General features: G+C 64.8%; 14 protein-coding genes. 5 read left to right on the forward strand and 9 right to left on the reverse strand.

The window, feature by feature from the left end; all coding sequences use genetic code 11:
• Positions 1–6 precede the first annotated feature (6 nt).
• Positions 7–906, forward strand: coding sequence for an esterase/lipase family protein (locus BH95_RS21870; protein ID WP_244165082.1), 900 nt, complete (start codon positions 7–9; stop codon positions 904–906).
• Here BH95_RS21870 and BH95_RS21875 read toward each other — a convergent pair.
• The 4 genes from BH95_RS21875 to BH95_RS21890 form a co-directional block, all read right to left on the reverse strand.
• Positions 897–1,589, reverse strand: a complete 693-nt coding sequence (locus BH95_RS21875) for a response regulator (RefSeq protein WP_037184056.1) — start codon at positions 1,587–1,589, stop codon at positions 897–899. The two genes, BH95_RS21870 and BH95_RS21875, sit on opposite strands and share 10 nt — an antisense overlap.
• On the reverse strand, positions 1,582–3,201 hold the full coding sequence (locus BH95_RS21880) for a sensor histidine kinase (protein ID WP_037184059.1): 1,620 nt from the start codon (positions 3,199–3,201) through the stop codon (positions 1,582–1,584). The genes BH95_RS21875 and BH95_RS21880 overlap by 8 nt, the downstream gene beginning before the upstream one ends.
• 13 nt (positions 3,202–3,214) lie before the next feature.
• Complete coding sequence (locus BH95_RS21885) at positions 3,215–4,600, reverse strand: GntP family permease (RefSeq protein WP_033189755.1); 1,386 nt, start codon at positions 4,598–4,600, stop codon at positions 3,215–3,217.
• Positions 4,601–4,694: 94 nt separating this feature from the next.
• A complete protein-coding gene (locus BH95_RS21890; RefSeq protein WP_141216231.1) occupies positions 4,695–5,675 on the reverse strand; it encodes a Bug family tripartite tricarboxylate transporter substrate binding protein in 981 nt (326 codons plus the stop codon).
• Positions 5,676–5,845: 170 nt separating this feature from the next.
• Between BH95_RS21890 and BH95_RS21895 the strand changes: the two genes are divergently transcribed.
• Positions 5,846–6,550, forward strand: coding sequence for a M50 family metallopeptidase (locus tag BH95_RS21895; protein WP_020112386.1), 705 nt, complete (start codon positions 5,846–5,848; stop codon positions 6,548–6,550).
• On the opposite strand, the gene BH95_RS21900 is transcribed toward BH95_RS21895, so the two are convergent.
• The 3 genes from BH95_RS21900 to BH95_RS21910 all read right to left on the reverse strand — a co-directional run bounded on the left by BH95_RS21900 (position 6,495) and on the right by BH95_RS21910 (position 9,362).
• Positions 6,495–7,946: an NAD(P)/FAD-dependent oxidoreductase gene (locus tag BH95_RS21900; protein WP_037184062.1), complete on the reverse strand. Its 1,452-nt coding sequence runs from the start codon at positions 7,944–7,946 to the stop codon at positions 6,495–6,497. The two genes, BH95_RS21895 and BH95_RS21900, sit on opposite strands and share 56 nt — an antisense overlap.
• Positions 7,947–8,177: 231 nt before the next feature.
• Positions 8,178–8,489, reverse strand: a complete 312-nt coding sequence (locus tag BH95_RS21905; protein WP_230594019.1) for a hypothetical protein — start codon at positions 8,487–8,489, stop codon at positions 8,178–8,180.
• Positions 8,490–8,579: 90 nt separating this feature from the next.
• On the reverse strand, positions 8,580–9,362 hold the full coding sequence (locus BH95_RS21910) for an SDR family NAD(P)-dependent oxidoreductase (protein ID WP_037184064.1): 783 nt from the start codon (positions 9,360–9,362) through the stop codon (positions 8,580–8,582).
• 68 nt (positions 9,363–9,430) lie between these two features.
• Between BH95_RS21910 and BH95_RS21915 the strand changes: the two genes are divergently transcribed.
• The 3 genes from BH95_RS21915 (at position 9,431) to fabG (ending at position 11,942) form a co-directional block, all read left to right on the forward strand.
• Positions 9,431–10,366 carry a lysophospholipid acyltransferase family protein gene (locus BH95_RS21915; protein ID WP_033190333.1) on the forward strand — a complete coding sequence of 312 codons (936 nt, stop codon included), beginning with the start codon at positions 9,431–9,433 and terminating at the stop codon, positions 10,364–10,366.
• A 14-nt stretch (positions 10,367–10,380) separates the two neighbouring features.
• Complete coding sequence (locus tag BH95_RS21920; protein WP_019666872.1) at positions 10,381–11,115, forward strand: 1-acyl-sn-glycerol-3-phosphate acyltransferase; 735 nt, start codon at positions 10,381–10,383, stop codon at positions 11,113–11,115.
• 68 nt (positions 11,116–11,183) lie between these two features.
• Entirely contained in the window at positions 11,184–11,942 is a 759-nt protein-coding gene (fabG, locus tag BH95_RS21925) for a 3-oxoacyl-ACP reductase FabG (RefSeq protein ID WP_019666871.1), read from the forward strand.
• Positions 11,943–11,985: 43 nt separating this feature from the next.
• On the opposite strand, the gene BH95_RS21930 is transcribed toward fabG, so the two are convergent.
• The gene (locus tag BH95_RS21930) at positions 11,986–12,897 is read right to left on the reverse strand and encodes an SDR family oxidoreductase (RefSeq protein ID WP_020112382.1); all 912 of its coding nucleotides are present in this window, start codon (positions 12,895–12,897) and stop codon (positions 11,986–11,988) included.
• A 153-nt stretch (positions 12,898–13,050) separates the two neighbouring features.
• Positions 13,051–13,896 (reverse strand): 3-hydroxybutyryl-CoA dehydrogenase, encoded by an 846-nt coding sequence (locus BH95_RS21935; RefSeq protein ID WP_026348093.1) that lies wholly within the window; start codon positions 13,894–13,896, stop codon positions 13,051–13,053.
• Between the last annotated feature and the right edge of the window lie 4 nt (positions 13,897–13,900).

Consider the following 13,900-nt stretch of genomic DNA (forward strand, 5'->3'; position numbering starts at 1 on the left):
ACGAACATGAGTGGAGGGACCCGCATCGGAGCGTCGGCGATCGTCGTTCTGGCGTTCGTGTTCGGCGCGGGCACTGCCGGGATCTCGGGAGCGGCCCCTTCTCCGGACGTCACGACGGAGACCGTCGGTGTCGGACCCGAGGCGTCGACGCGGAACGAAGCGTTGCTGTACGCCCAGCTGCATCCCGACGCCGCACCGGCGGGGTCCAACGACTTCGGCTGCGTTCCGTCCGAGGAACATCCGGAACCCGTTGTGCTGGTTCACGGCACGTACAGCACTGCGTACGGAACCTTCGCGTCGTTGTCACCGGCACTGAAGGCGCAGGGCTACTGCGTGTTCGCTCTGAACTACGGGGAGGAGGCGACGAGCGCGGCCGGACTTCTGCAGCGACGTGGAGTCGCTTCTGTGGCCCGGTCCGCACACGAGCTGAGCGTCTTCGTCGACGGTGTCCTGGAACGGACCGGGGCAGAGAAAGTCGACATCGTCGGTCATTCGCAGGGTGCACTGGTGGCTCGACAGTATCTCCGGTTCGGCGACGGAGCGCCGAAAGTAGGTTCGGTGGTGAGTCTTTCGGGTTCCAATCACGGAACCACCCTCGGTAGCCGAACGGACCTGGCGCCCGACCCGAACCTCGGCTCCGTCCTCGGCCAGGCTGCAGTGGATCAGACGCGAGGATCACCGTTCCTCGAGGCGCTCGACGCAGGTGGTGACACCGAACCGGGCGTCGACTACACGGTCGTCGCCTCTACCGGCGACACAACCGTCACCCCGTGGGAGTCGACGTTTCTCACTGCAGGACCAGGGGCGAGTGTTCGGAACATCACGTTGCCTCAGCCCGTGGGCCACTCTTCCGTGCCGTACGCACCGGAGGTGCTGGAGATCGTCTCGGATGCGCTTCAGGGCTGAGTCGTCGTGCGATACCGATGCACTGGGCGGCCTGCGCGCCCGTACTCCAGGCGAACGGTCAGGACACCAACGGACGAATAGTGTTCGAGGTAGCGCCGAGCACTGACCCTCGACAGACCCGCGAGCTCGGCGCACTCGGTCGCCGATACTTCACGGCCGTTTCGAACGGCCTCGAGCACGAGCTGTCCAGTTTCCTGACTCAGACCCTTCGGTAACACGACGGGCTCGGCCGGTCGTGCTACGCCGAACAAGGAGTCGATGGTCGACTGGTCCATCGTGGTCGGATCTGCCAGCGCGCGGGCCCTGCGCAGATAGTTGTCCAGTTTCTCCACGAGCTGCGGATACTCGAACGGTTTGACGAGGTAGTCGGACGCACCGCCGTGCAAAGCTTTGCCGACGGCATCGAGTTCCAGCGCCGCCGTGACGACTATGACGGCGACGTCGTAGCCTTCACCCCGAAGCTGCTGCAGCGCAGTGAGTCCCGACATGTCCGGGAGGTAGACGTCGAGCAGTACGAGATCTGGTTCGAGCTCGCGAACTGCTGCCACGGCATCGGCGGCGGTATGGACGATTCGAACGGTCCTGAAGCCAGGAGTGGCGTCGACGAAGCGACGGTGTATTTCGGCGACCATGAAGTCGTCGTCGACGACGAGCACCTTGCGCGGCGGGGACTGGTCAACCATCGGTGTCGATCCTATCGACTTCGGTTGGAATGAACACCGTCAACCGCGCCCCGCCGGTGGTCGGTGAGTCGTCGACCACCGCCGTGCCTCCGTGTTGGGTACTGACGATTCGTACCAGCGCGAGGCCGATACCGCGACCGCCAGGAGCGTCGGGTTTGGATGTCACGCCGCGTGCAAAGATCTCGTCGCGCATGCTCACGGGAACGCCTGGGCCGGAATCGGACACCTCGATTTCGATGCCGTCGGAATCGTCGATGAGTACCGTGACCCTGGCGCCGGGGACCGAGGTCGACGCTTCGACGGCGTTGTCGACGAGGTTGCCCAGGACGGTGATGATGTCGGTCGCGAGGATCGGGTCCAGAGCCGAAAGGTGAGAATCGGGTTCTAGTTCGAGAACGATCCCCGTCTCGGCGGCGAGGGAAGTCTTGGCAATGAGAAGCGCTGCGACCGCGGGGTCGGACACGGCGTGCGTGACGGCATCGCTGATCTCGGCGCGCCGGCGAGTGAGGGCGCCGACGAAATCCGTTACCGCGGAATGGTCACCCAGTTGATTGAGTCCGGAAATGGTGTGCAGCTGGTTGGCGAACTCGTGGGTCTGCGCGCGCAGCGTGTCGGTGACGGATTTGTGCGAGGAGAGTTGGCTCTGCAACCTGGCCAACTCGGTACTGTCGCGCATCGTGGTGACCGTCCCGATGCGGTGTCCCCGGCTCGATGCTTTACGGCGACTCAGAACCAGAACCTTCGACGCAGTGGCGAGTACGACGTCGCCGCTGTCCTGTTCGTCCATGAGGTATTCACGCACCGCCGGTTCGATTATCACGTCGTCGACGGTGCGCCCCACTGCGGCGGTTCCGCTCGAGCCGAGGAGTTCGGCTGCACTGTCGTTGAAGACCGTGATGACCCCGTCCGGGTTCACCGCGACCACACCTTCGCGAATGTTGTGCAGCAGCGCTTCTCGGTGATCGGCCAGGCTTGCGATCTCGGCGATCTCCAGTCCCCGTGTGTGCATCTTGATCCGCCTCGCCAACAGCAACGAGCCGGCCAGGCCGAGGCCGGCACCGATTCCGAGATACAGGAGCAGCGGCGCCCCGGCCTCGCCGATGAGATGCCACGTCGACGGGTACGACGAGCTGACCGCCACAACGGCACGGACGTCACCGTTCGGAGAAAGAACGGGTACGTGGCCTGCGATCGCGCGTCGGCCGTCGATGTCGACGTCACCACTCCACGCCCGACCGCTGGCGGCGTCGCCGTCCAGTTCGTCGCGCTGCCCGACGCGATCCGGCGTCGACGACGCAATGATTCGGCCACTGGGTAGGACGATGTCCGCCAGAGTGGCACCCGAGAGATCCACGGCCCTGTCGACTTCCGGGGCCAGCACGCGGTCGGCCTCGAGTGAGTCCAGCTGCTCACGCACGACGGGTGTGGAGGCGAGATTTTCTGCTACCGCAACCATGCGTCCGCCCTGGCTGTCGCGGAACTCCGTTCCCGATTGGTGGACCGAGACCCCGGCGACGGCGACGAGCACGACCGCGACGACGACCAACTGCAACAGCAGGACCTGCTGCGCCAGGCTCCTGGCACCGGGTCGTCGTCGAGTCATGCTCTTCATGATGGCGGTCGGCTCAGACGGATGCGAGTACGAACACGACGCAGGACAGCGCGAATCCGACCAGTGAGATGAGCGTCTTGATGACACTCCACGTCTTGAAGGTCGTCGGAACGTCCATTCCGAGCAACTTGCCGATGAGCCAGAAGCTCGCATCGTTCACGTGCGGGAAGATCGACGAACCTGCAGCCAGGGCCAGGATCATCGCGACGGTCTGGACCGGGTTCAATCCTGCGGCCATGATCGATGCGCCGAGCAGTCCTGCGGACGTGGTGATCGCAACCGTTGCGGTTCCGAGTGCGATCCGCAGAATCGCGGCGACGATGAACGTGGAAAGAATCAACGGGAGACCCAGGTCGCGCAGGGTCTCGGCCAGGGCGTCGCCGATGCCGCTTGCCAATAGCACTGCGCCGAACATGCCGCCTGCACCGGTGATGAGGACGACGGGTGCGATCGGTTTGAGGGCGTTGTCGAGCAGATCTTCGACGAATGTCGCGGTGCGTCCGCGTCGTAGCGCGAGCACGTAGATGGACACGAGAACGGTGATGAGTAGTGCGACCGGCGTCGATCCGATGACCTGAGGGATGGTGACCCACGGCGAGTTCTCGTCCAGACTGCCCGTCCGCGCGGCGGTGGTGACGGCGGTGTTGGCGAAGATCAGCAGCAGCGGGAGCATCAGGAGGGCGACGATGGTGCTCGGCTTCGGCGGATTCTCCACTGTCTCCACCTGTGGTCCGCCGCTCAGTAGATCGGGGACCGGCAGGTTGATTCGCTTGCCGATGAACGTTCCGTACAGGTGCCCTGCAATGAACCAGGTGGGGACCGCGACGACTATGCCGATGAGAATGGTCAGGCCGACGTCGCCGCCGAGAAGAATGGTCGACGCCACCGCGCCCGGGTGCGGCGGGAGGAAGACATGCATGGTCGAGAGTGCTGCCGCGGCGGGCAGTGCATAGAGCAGCACGCTACCGCCGAGCTTGCGGGCGACGCTGAAGATGATGGGCAGCATTACCATGAACGCTGCGTCGAAAAAGATCGGAAAGCCGAACAACAGTGATGCGACGCCGAGCGCGAGCGGTGCACGTTTGTCGCCGAATCGTCGAATCAAGGCGTCGGACAATGATTGTGCGCCGCCGCTGATCTCCGCGAGACGACCGAACATCGCGCCGAGTCCGACGAGCAGTGCGACTTCGCCGAGCGTCGTGCCGAACCCGTCGATCAGCACGTCCTGTATCTCCGAGATCGGAATCCGAGCCGCGAAAGCTGTTGCGATGGAAACGATCACGAGAGCAAGAAGAGGATGCAGCTTGACCTTGATGATCAACAGCAGCAGAACCACGATGGCGACGACGGCTATGGACAGCAGTGCCGTTGTGGAAAGGGTTTGGACCCAGTCGTCCACGAGAAGTCCTTCCGTATTTTTCGGGCGCAGCGGAGTGTCCGCATGGCAGTGTTCATCGGCCGGCGTCGGGCCGGGGAGGGGCAGGGTTTCCTCGTTACCGAGGCACACCCAGTTCGCCGAGGGTGCTCTTCATCCGAACATCCTCGGCTGCAAGAAATTCGGAGAATCGGTCACCGGCGAGGAACGAGTCGATCCAGCCGTGCTCGACGGTTGCGCGGTGCCAATCGTCGGTATCGCGCATGCGGGCGAGCATGTCGATCAGGTCGGCGCGGACTTGATCGGGGATGTCCGGTGGAGCAACGAACCCGCGCCAGTTGGTGAACACGAGATCGATGCCGGAATCGATGAGAGTCGGTGTGTCGCCGGACGGATTCGACGCAGCGAGCACGCGGAGCGACCCTGCGCTGATCTGGTCGATGTACTCACCGGCCCCCGCGATGGCGACATCGACACTGCCGTCGATCGCCGCCGTCAGAAGATCCCCTGCACCGTCGTATTCGACGATGTGGAGGTCTCTGGTGTCGAGGCCGACAGCTCGGGCCAGTTCCAACGCGAAGACGTAGTCCGGACCGCCGACCGCCGAACCGACCCCGACGGTGAGAGTGGCGGGGTCGGCGTGCCAACGGTCGACGAACTGTTCGACGGTCTGCAGCGGCGCGCTCGATCGAACGATGAGCGCTTCCGGTTCGTCGACGAGCCGCGCGAGCGCCGTCGTGTCCGACAGACCCCACGGTGACCTGTCTACGTGTGCCGCACCCACCACGCCGACTCCGACCATGCCGAGAAGCGACACGTTTCCGCTTTCACGCATCACCCTCGCGAGCGCAACCGATCCGCCGCCGCCGACTACGTTGAACTTCTCGATGGGCCCGCTCAGCTCGTGGTTCTCGCAGATGCGTGCGACCGTGCGAGCGGTGACGTCGTATCCGCCGCCCGGAGTGTTGGGGATGAGCATGCGGAGATCCGACGGCGGCGGGTCCGCGGCCAGAGCGCAGCCGGCCGACAGCGCTATCGGCAACAAAGCCATAGCGGTCAGTGCGCGTCTACGCGTCATCGGATTCGGTCGGTTCGTCATCGCCCGTTCATCTTGACCCACCGTCGTGATCGCCGTCACGCATAGGAAACCAATGGACACAAAGGTCTTTGTGGTCGTGCGGGGGTCACTGGCGGCGGAGCCGCACGCGGGGGTCACTGACGGCGGAGCCGCACGCGGGGGTCACTGGCGGCGGAGCCGCATAATGAAGAGTGACCGAATTCTGGGACCGCATTTCCGCGGTGAGTCCTGATCCACCCGTCTGGATCGTCCAAGTAGCAGCGCTGGTCGCTCTGGCGATCGTGTTGATTCCGCAGACGTGGAGGGTTGCGCGCAATGTCGTGACGATCGCCCACGAGGGTGCTCATCTGTTCGTTGCTCTGGTCACCGGCAGGCAACTGGTGGGACTGCGATTGCACTCGGATACGTCGGGCGTCGCGATTTCGAAGGGCAAGCCGACGGGCCTCGGGGTCATCGCGATGACCTTCGCGGGATATGTCGGGCCGTCGCTGCTCGGCCTCGGGGCGGCGTTCGTACTGGGCACGCAGCGCGCGTCGGCGGTGCTGTGGATCGGAATCGTCTCGATCGCACTGATGCTGTCGATGATCCGCAACGTCTACGGAGCGTTGTCGTTGGTCGTGGTCGGTGCGGCGCTGTTCGCGGTGTCCTGGTGGGGAACCGGCGAGCAGCAGGTGGCCGCCGCGTACTTCATCACCCTGTTCTTGCTGATCGCCGGACCACGGCCCGTCCTCGAACTGCAACGCTCACGCAGTCGAGGACGGGCACGCGATTCCGACGCCGATCAGTTGGCTCGCCTGACGTTCCTACCGGGAATCGTCTGGGTGGGCCTGTTCCTGCTGGTTACGTCCGGCTGTCTTGCAGTGGGCGCGTGGCGGATTCTGGCTCCGGTGCAGTGACCGGGGCGTCGCTTCCTGGGGTTTCCGGTGCGGTGAAGTAGAACATCGCGCGCCTGGCGTCGACTTGCTGCTCGGTCATCGCCAGCTGGCCTCGTCCGCGGGAGAAGAACGCGGTCAGCCAGGAGATCACGGTGGTGAGGCGGCTGCGGAAGCCGACGATGTAGAGCAGGTGAACCAACAGCCACATGACCCAGGCGATGAAGCCGGTGATCTTGATGGGGCCGACCTGCGCGACGGCGGAGAAGCGGGACACCGTCGCCATCGAGCCCTTGTCGAAATACTTGAAGTCCTTGCGCTCGGGTACCTGCTTGCCCGCGCGCACTGCTTCGACGCCGTCTTCGATCACGCGTGCCGCGTAGCGGCCACCCTGGATCGCGACCTGTGCGACGCCGGGGAGCTTGTCCAGTGCCATCATGTCGCCGACGACGAATACTTCGGGGTGGCCGGGGAGGGTGAGGTCCTTGTTCACCAGGACGCGGCCTGCGCGGTCGATCTCGGCGCCCGACTGTGCGGCGAGGGTCTTGCCGAGTGGGCTCGCGGCGACACCCGCAGACCAGACCTTGGTGCGCGAGGCGATGCGTCGGACGGTTCCGTCACTGTCCTTGACGGTCAAGCCGTTGGCGTCGAGGTCGGTGACCATCGCGCCGAGCTGGATGTCGACGCCCATCGTGGTGAGCCGTTTCGCGGCCGCCTGACCGAGGGAGTCGGCGAACGGGGGCAGAACCTTGGGTGCGGCGTCGAGCAGGATGATCCTCGCTGATCGCGAGTCGATGTGCCGGAAGGTGCCGTCGAGGGTCTTGTTCGCGAGTTCGGCGATCTGGCCTGCCATTTCGACGCCGGTAGGTCCGGCGCCGACGACGACGAAGGTCAGCAGCTTCTCGATCTCGGCCGGGTCCGTGGCGAGTTCGGCCTGATCGAACGCTCCGAGGATGCGGCCGCGGAGCTCGAGGGCGTCGTCGATGGTTTTCATGCCCGGTGCGTATTCGGCGAAGTGGTCGTTGCCGAAGTAGGACTGGCCGGCGCCTGCGGCGACGATGATGCTGTCGTAGCTGGTTTCGGTGATGCGCTCGAGGAACTGGGAGGTGACGACTCGCTTCTCGAGGTCGATGGCGTTGACCTCGCCGAGGATGACCGAGGCGTTGTGCTGGTCCTTGAGGATCATGCGGGTCGAAGGGGCGATCTCTCCTTCGGAGAGGATGCCGGTGGCCACCTGGTACAGCAGTGGCTGGAAGAGGTGGTGTGTGGTCTTCGCGATCAGCGTGACGTCGACGTTGGCCTTGCGCAGTTGTTTCGCCGCGAAGAGACCGCCGAACCCGGAGCCGATGATGACGACGTGATGCCGATGTACTCGCTGGGCGAGTGCGGGAGTCAGGTCAGGCGTGGTGGATGCGGACATTGGTTGTGTCCTTCTTCGGTTCGGGACGGTCGGGTGCGAGGCCGTCGTGTGTGCTGTGTCACTATGGTGCTTGAAGACTACACCAGTCCATGTGCGAATGTTAAGACAATATCGCCGACACTTTCGACCGTTTCGCCGAGGCGGTGGATGGACATCCGGACACAGCACACAGCACACAGCACACAACGCCATCCGCGGTTCGCGGACGGCGCTGTGGATCGTTCGGGTGAATCAGTCCTTGTGCGGTGTCCGCTCACCGGTGTCGGGATCGATGTCGAGCACGACGTCAGGAGAGTCGGGATGGTATAGGACGGGCCGAGCCGCCGTGGCGCGCTTCGCGCCGGCGCGTAGTAGAAGGACGCCGGACGCCACCAGCACGATCGTTGCGATACCGGCGATCCATACCCATCCCTCGAAGCCACCTGCGAGTGCGGTGATGAACAACGCGGCAGCGACGATGCCGGACATCACCAGGATGATTCCGGTGCGGTTCTCTGCGGTCTTGATCCAACGCGGACCGGGCGCGGTCTTGTTCTTGGCCATGACGAGTAGTCCCTTCGGGTTGCCTGGGCCTGAGATACCCGCTGGGAGATCGTTCACACAACCTGTGCTCGATTGCGGACGAGTCGATCGTCAGGCCGGCGGCCGGGGAGTCCCGACGGATGCAGTGGTGCCGCCGTCGACTGGGACGATCACGCCCGTCATGTAGGCGGCGTCGGGTGAGGCGAGGAAGAGTGCCACGCGCGCAATGTCTTCCGGCTCGCCGACGCGGTCGAGGGCGACGCGGTCCATCAGTGCGCCGCGGAATGTGGGGTCGTCGAGGCGGGACTTCGTCTGTTGGGTCGCCGTGAACGCGGGGGCGATGGCGTTCACCCTGATTCCACGTCGTCCCAGATCCAGAGCGAGGCTCTGCACCAAGGTGTTCACGCCGCCCTTCGTCGCGTTGTACGCGAACTGGCCCCAGTCGCCGCCCAGGCCGGCGACCGACGACATCGCGATCAAGTTGCCTCCCGATCGTTCGAGGTGGGGAACCGTGGCTCGCGCGACATGGATGAGCGCGTCGAGATTGACCGCGCGCATCCGGTCCCACGCCGAGTGGTCGAAGTCGTCGATGACCGTGGGTTCGCTGAGTCCCGCGTTGTTGACGACGACGTCGATTCGGCCGTGTCGCGCAACGATGTTCGCCACGACGCGGTCGACCTCGTCGCGTTGCGTCACGTCGACGACCCACGCCGATGCTCGGTCTCCCCAGCCGACGACGGTCTCCCGCAGTGTGGCGTCGGACCTGCCGAGGACGCATACCGTCGCACCCTGTTCCAGGAACGCGACAGCGACGGCTCGGCCGATACCCGAGCCGCCGCCGGTCACGACGACCACGTGCTCGGCGTAGGGATACGACGCCCATGCGATGGCCATTGGTACAACCTCCCGATCCGCATTTTGTATGGACATTAGTTCTTGACGAGGTGGAGTACGGTTCGGGTATGAGTGATGCAGATCACCGGAGTGAGGAACTGCAGGAGCAAGCTCAGCGGCAGGCCGCGGCGGCACGGGTGAAGATGAAGCACCGCCGCGACCGGCAAGAAGGGGGATTGGGGGGATACGTCGCCGAACGGGCGGGGGACTGGGACCTGGACGACCAGAACACGGCTGCGATGGATCGGCAGGTGCGGTTCTGGCGGTTCGTCACCGACAAATGGTTCCGGATGGAGATCGACGGATGGGACAACATCCCCGACCCTCCGGTGCTCGTCGTCGGAGTCCACACCGGAGCACCGTTCGTGTGGGACGCGTGGACTGTCGGTGCCCAGTGGTGGCGACGCTTCGGCGAGAAGCGGACTCTGCACGGCACAGCGCACGACGCGCTGATGGCTTTCCCCGTCATCGGAACGGTGTTTCGCGCGATGGGTGTGCTTCCGGCCGCCCCGGACTCCATGGCGACCGCCCTGGCCGAGGGCCGCGACGTCATCGTCTGGCCGGGCGGCGAAGTGGACTCGCTGCGGCCGTGGAGCGAACGCGATGTCGCAACCCTCGGCGGGCGAACGGGTTTCGTCAAGATGGCGATCCGCATGGGCGTTCCGATCGTCCCGGTCGCGACGGTCGGCGGGGCCGACGCGATGCCCGTGCTCGTTCGAGGTGACAGGCTCGCGCGAGTGCTGGGACTCGACCGGATCGCACGGCTCAAGGTGTTCCCGATAGCACTGTCTCTGCCGTGGATCATCGCCCCCGCGGCGCTCCCTCAGATTCCGCTTCCGGCGAAGATCCGCACCAGGTTCATGCCGGCGATCACCGTCGACCACGACCCGACGCGGTGCGAGGACGAGGACTACGTCGACGCGAAATACGAGGAAGTGCGCGCGCTCATCCAGAGCGGAATGGACGACCTAGCGACGAAGCGTCGGTTTCCGATCTTCGGGTAGCTAAGCTTCCCTCCATGGATCGACCCGCGGTAATTCTGGAGAACGACACCACTGTTTACGACTTCTATCTGCGCCACCAGCAGAACCGTCAGGTCGCGAGATTGGCCTACGCAACGCTGGCCAGGCGCTTCAAGCCGCGCGTGAGCTACCCCGAGGGCGCACGGGAGGAACTGCGTCGCCTCGTCTACGACGACACGCGCCTGATCATTGCCGTCAACCACCTGTCGGAGACGGACCCGTACACCGTCGCCGCGACGGCATGGGCGTCGCCGCTGCGCCCGGTCATCGGACGGACACGGGTGCTGGCCAAGGACGAGCTGTTCCAGGAACCCAAGCAGCGCAGGCGGATCGACATGATGGGCGGAATACCGGTGTTCCGCGGGAAGAATCACGGAATGCGGGCCGTCAGCGCGGCAGGCAACCGCATGATGGACGTCAGTGCCGAGCGGGTGCGACGCGGTGACGACTTGGCGATCTTCCCCGAAGGAACCTGCAACCTCGAGGATCCGACGAAGGTGCAGAAGGTGGGCAGCGGCATCGGCCACATCGTCTCGCGCGTTCGTGCGCTCGGCGTCGAGCCGGTTCTGATCTGCATCGGGCTGAGCTACGGCGACCCGCAGAAGCTCAAATCGGCGAGCGTGTACATCGACACTCCGATCACCGATCTGCCGGAGAAGCCGTTGCACATCACGCGCACCGTGTCCGACGGTATGCAGCAGGCCCTCGACGGCGCGGTGGCCGCTTACTGAGCGGTCACTCGGTTGTTGGTAGAACAGGTGACAGAGGTTTCATCCATCGCAACTTCAGGGAGACGCACGTGAGTGATGCAGTCAAGACCGCAGTGGTGACCGGAGCAGCACGGGGAATCGGCGCGGCGGTAGCGAAACGCCTGGCCAAGGACGGATTCGGCGTCGCCGTCGTCGACCTCGACGAGGCAGCATGTTCCGATACCGTCGGAGCGATCCAGTCTGCGGGCGGGCAGGCTGTTGCCATCGGTGCGAACGTCGCCGACGAGGAGTCGGTCAAGACCGCGGTGGACCGCATTGCCACCGAGTTCGGCGCACCGACCGTGCTGATCAACAACGCCGGAATCACCCGCGACAACCTGCTGTTCAAGATGACCGTCGAGGACTGGGACTCCGTACTGGGCGTGCACCTGCGTGGTTCGTTCCTGATGACCCGTGCAGTTCAGAAGCACATGATCGACGCGAAGTGGGGTCGCATCGTCAACCTGTCCAGTACCTCCGCTCTCGGTAACCGCGGGCAGGCCAACTATTCGGCCGCCAAGGCAGGCATGCAAGGGTTCACCAAGACCCTGGCCATCGAGCTCGGCAAGTTCGGCGTCACCGCCAACGCCATCGCTCCCGGTTTCATCGAGACCGAGATGACGGCTGCCACGGCCGAACGCGTCGGCGTGCCGTTCGAGGACTTCAAAGCCGCTGCAGCGTCACAGATTCCGGTCAACCGAGTCGGCAACCCCGACGACATCGCACACCTCGCGTCGTTCTTCGTGAGCGAGGGCGCAGGATTCATCTCCGGTCAGGTCGTCTACGCCGCCGGCGGCCCGAAGGACTAGCGGCCGTGGGAGGTCTGCCTACCCGGCAGACCTCCCCTCCGCTCTACGGCGTCGGCATTCCGCCGTTGACGTTGAGGGTCTCACCCGTCACGTAGCCCGATTCCGCGGACGACAGGTAGACGTAGGCCCCGGCGAGTTCGGCGGGCTGACCGGCGCGGCCGATCGGGGTCTCCTTGCCGAACTCCGGCAGAGCCGACGTCGGCTGCCCGCCCGACGCCTGCAACGGCGTCCAGAACGGGCCCGGCGCCACAACGTTCACTCGAATTCCCTTGGGCGCCAACTGCTGCGCGAGGGCCTTGCTCATCGTGTTGATGGCCATCTTGGTCGTGGCGTAATCCACCAGGCCGGGCGAGGGGGTGTACGCCTGGATGGAACTGGTGTTGACGATGGTCGATCCCGGCGGCATGTGCGGAACAGCCTCCTGAATGGTCCAGAACAGTGCGTAGACGTTGGTCTTGAACGTCGCATCGAACTGCTCGGAGGTCAGGTCGGCCAGATCCTCGACGAACTGCTGCTTCCCGGCCACCGTGACGAGCAGGTCCAGCCCACCCAGTTCCTCGACGGCTGTCCGGACTATCCCGCGGGCACCCTGCTCGTCGGTCAGATCGGCAGGCGCGAGTACTGCAGTGCGTCCGGCGTCGCGAATCAGCTGCGCGACTTCCTGCGCATCCTTCTCCTCGGACGGCAGATAATTGAGCACGACATCCGCGCCCTCACGCGCGATGGCAATGGCCGCAGCGCGTCCGATGCCCGAATCGGCACCGGTGACAAGGGCTTTGCGTCCCGCCAGCCTGTTCGTGCCACGGTAGGTGTCCTCGCCGTGATCGGCCTTCGGTTCCAGATCCGAGGCCAGACCCGGCGGATCCTGATGCTGCTCGGGGTACCCCTCCTGACGGTACTGCGTCACAGGATCGGTGAATGTGTATTGGTCCGTCACGGTGAATGCGTCTCCCAAACGTGGAGTGTGAATGCGAACCGGTGTCTCGATTCAGTACTCCCGCTGCTTTCCCTGCAGTCATGCGTCGCAAACGCATGAATGCGCCACTGCACGGCTGTCGAAAAGCCACAGTGGCGCATTCATGCTGCGGTGAAGCGGTGGAGCGGTAGATCAGTAGGTGTAGAAGCCTTGACCGGTCTTGCGGCCGAGCTGCCCGGCTTCGACCTTGCGTCGAAGCAGCGGAGGCGGTGCGTAGTGGGTCTCGCCGAACTCTGCGTACAGCGATTCCGCGACGGCCAGGGTGACGTCGAGGCCGACGGTATCGGTCAGGCGCAAGGGTCCCATCGGGTGGGCGCACCCGTTGACCATGCCCTCGTCGATGTCCTCGGCGCTGGCGAAGCCGGATTCGAACATCCTGATCGCGGACACCAGGTACGGGATGAGCAGAGCGTTGACGATGAACCCGGCCCGGTCTCCGGAGCGGATCGTCTTCTTGCCCAGCGTGTTCCCCGCGTACTCGGTCACGGCGGCGACGGTGTCTTCGCTGGTCACCAGGCTCACGACGATCTCCACGAGCGGGAGCACCGGAACGGGATTGAAGAAGTGCACGCCGACGACCTGGCCCGGCCGCTTCGTGGCGTTCGCCATCTTGATGACCGGGATCGACGACGTGTTGGTCGCGAGGATGCCCTCGGGCTTGACGATGGAATCGAGCTTGCCGAACAGCTCCAGCTTGAGCGACTCGATCTCCGGTGCGGCTTCGACGACCAGGTCACGGTCCGCAAAGTCCTCGATGTCCAGCGTCAACGAGATTGCCGCACGGGCTTTCTCGGCTGCGTCGGCCTCGATGCGTCCGGATTTGACTGCGCGAGCGAAGGACTTGTCCAGGCGTGCCTCGGCTGCGTCGGCGGCTGCCTGGCTGGTCTCGAGAACGATGACCGACGAGCCCGCACGCGCAGCGACCTCGGCGATACCGGCACCCATGGTGCCGCCGCCGATGACTCCTACCAGTTCGATGGTG

The organism is Rhodococcoides fascians A44A, from assembly GCF_000760735.1.
Taxonomy (GTDB): domain Bacteria; phylum Actinomycetota; class Actinomycetes; order Mycobacteriales; family Mycobacteriaceae; genus Rhodococcoides; species Rhodococcoides fascians_E.

Bases quoted from the DNA above. Each gene is read 5' to 3' on its own strand.
- BH95_RS21870 (WP_244165082.1), top strand. From the start codon at position 7: ATGAGTGGAGGGACCCGCATCGGAGCGTCGGCGATCGTCGTTCTGGCG.
- BH95_RS21875 (WP_037184056.1), bottom strand. From the start codon at position 1,589: ATGGTTGACCAGTCCCCGCCGCGCAAGGTGCTCGTCGTCGACGACGAC.
- BH95_RS21880 (WP_037184059.1), bottom strand. From the start codon at position 3,201: ATGAAGAGCATGACTCGACGACGACCCGGTGCCAGGAGCCTGGCGCAG.
- BH95_RS21890 (WP_141216231.1), bottom strand. From the start codon at position 5,675: ATGACGAACCGACCGAATCCGATGACGCGTAGACGCGCACTGACCGCT.
- BH95_RS21900 (WP_037184062.1), bottom strand. From the start codon at position 7,946: ATGTCCGCATCCACCACGCCTGACCTGACTCCCGCACTCGCCCAGCGA.
- BH95_RS21905 (WP_230594019.1), bottom strand. From the start codon at position 8,489: ATGGCCAAGAACAAGACCGCGCCCGGTCCGCGTTGGATCAAGACCGCA.
- BH95_RS21910 (WP_037184064.1), bottom strand. From the start codon at position 9,362: ATGGCCATCGCATGGGCGTCGTATCCCTACGCCGAGCACGTGGTCGTC.
- BH95_RS21915 (WP_033190333.1), top strand. From the start codon at position 9,431: ATGAGTGATGCAGATCACCGGAGTGAGGAACTGCAGGAGCAAGCTCAG.
- BH95_RS21920 (WP_019666872.1), top strand. From the start codon at position 10,381: ATGGATCGACCCGCGGTAATTCTGGAGAACGACACCACTGTTTACGAC.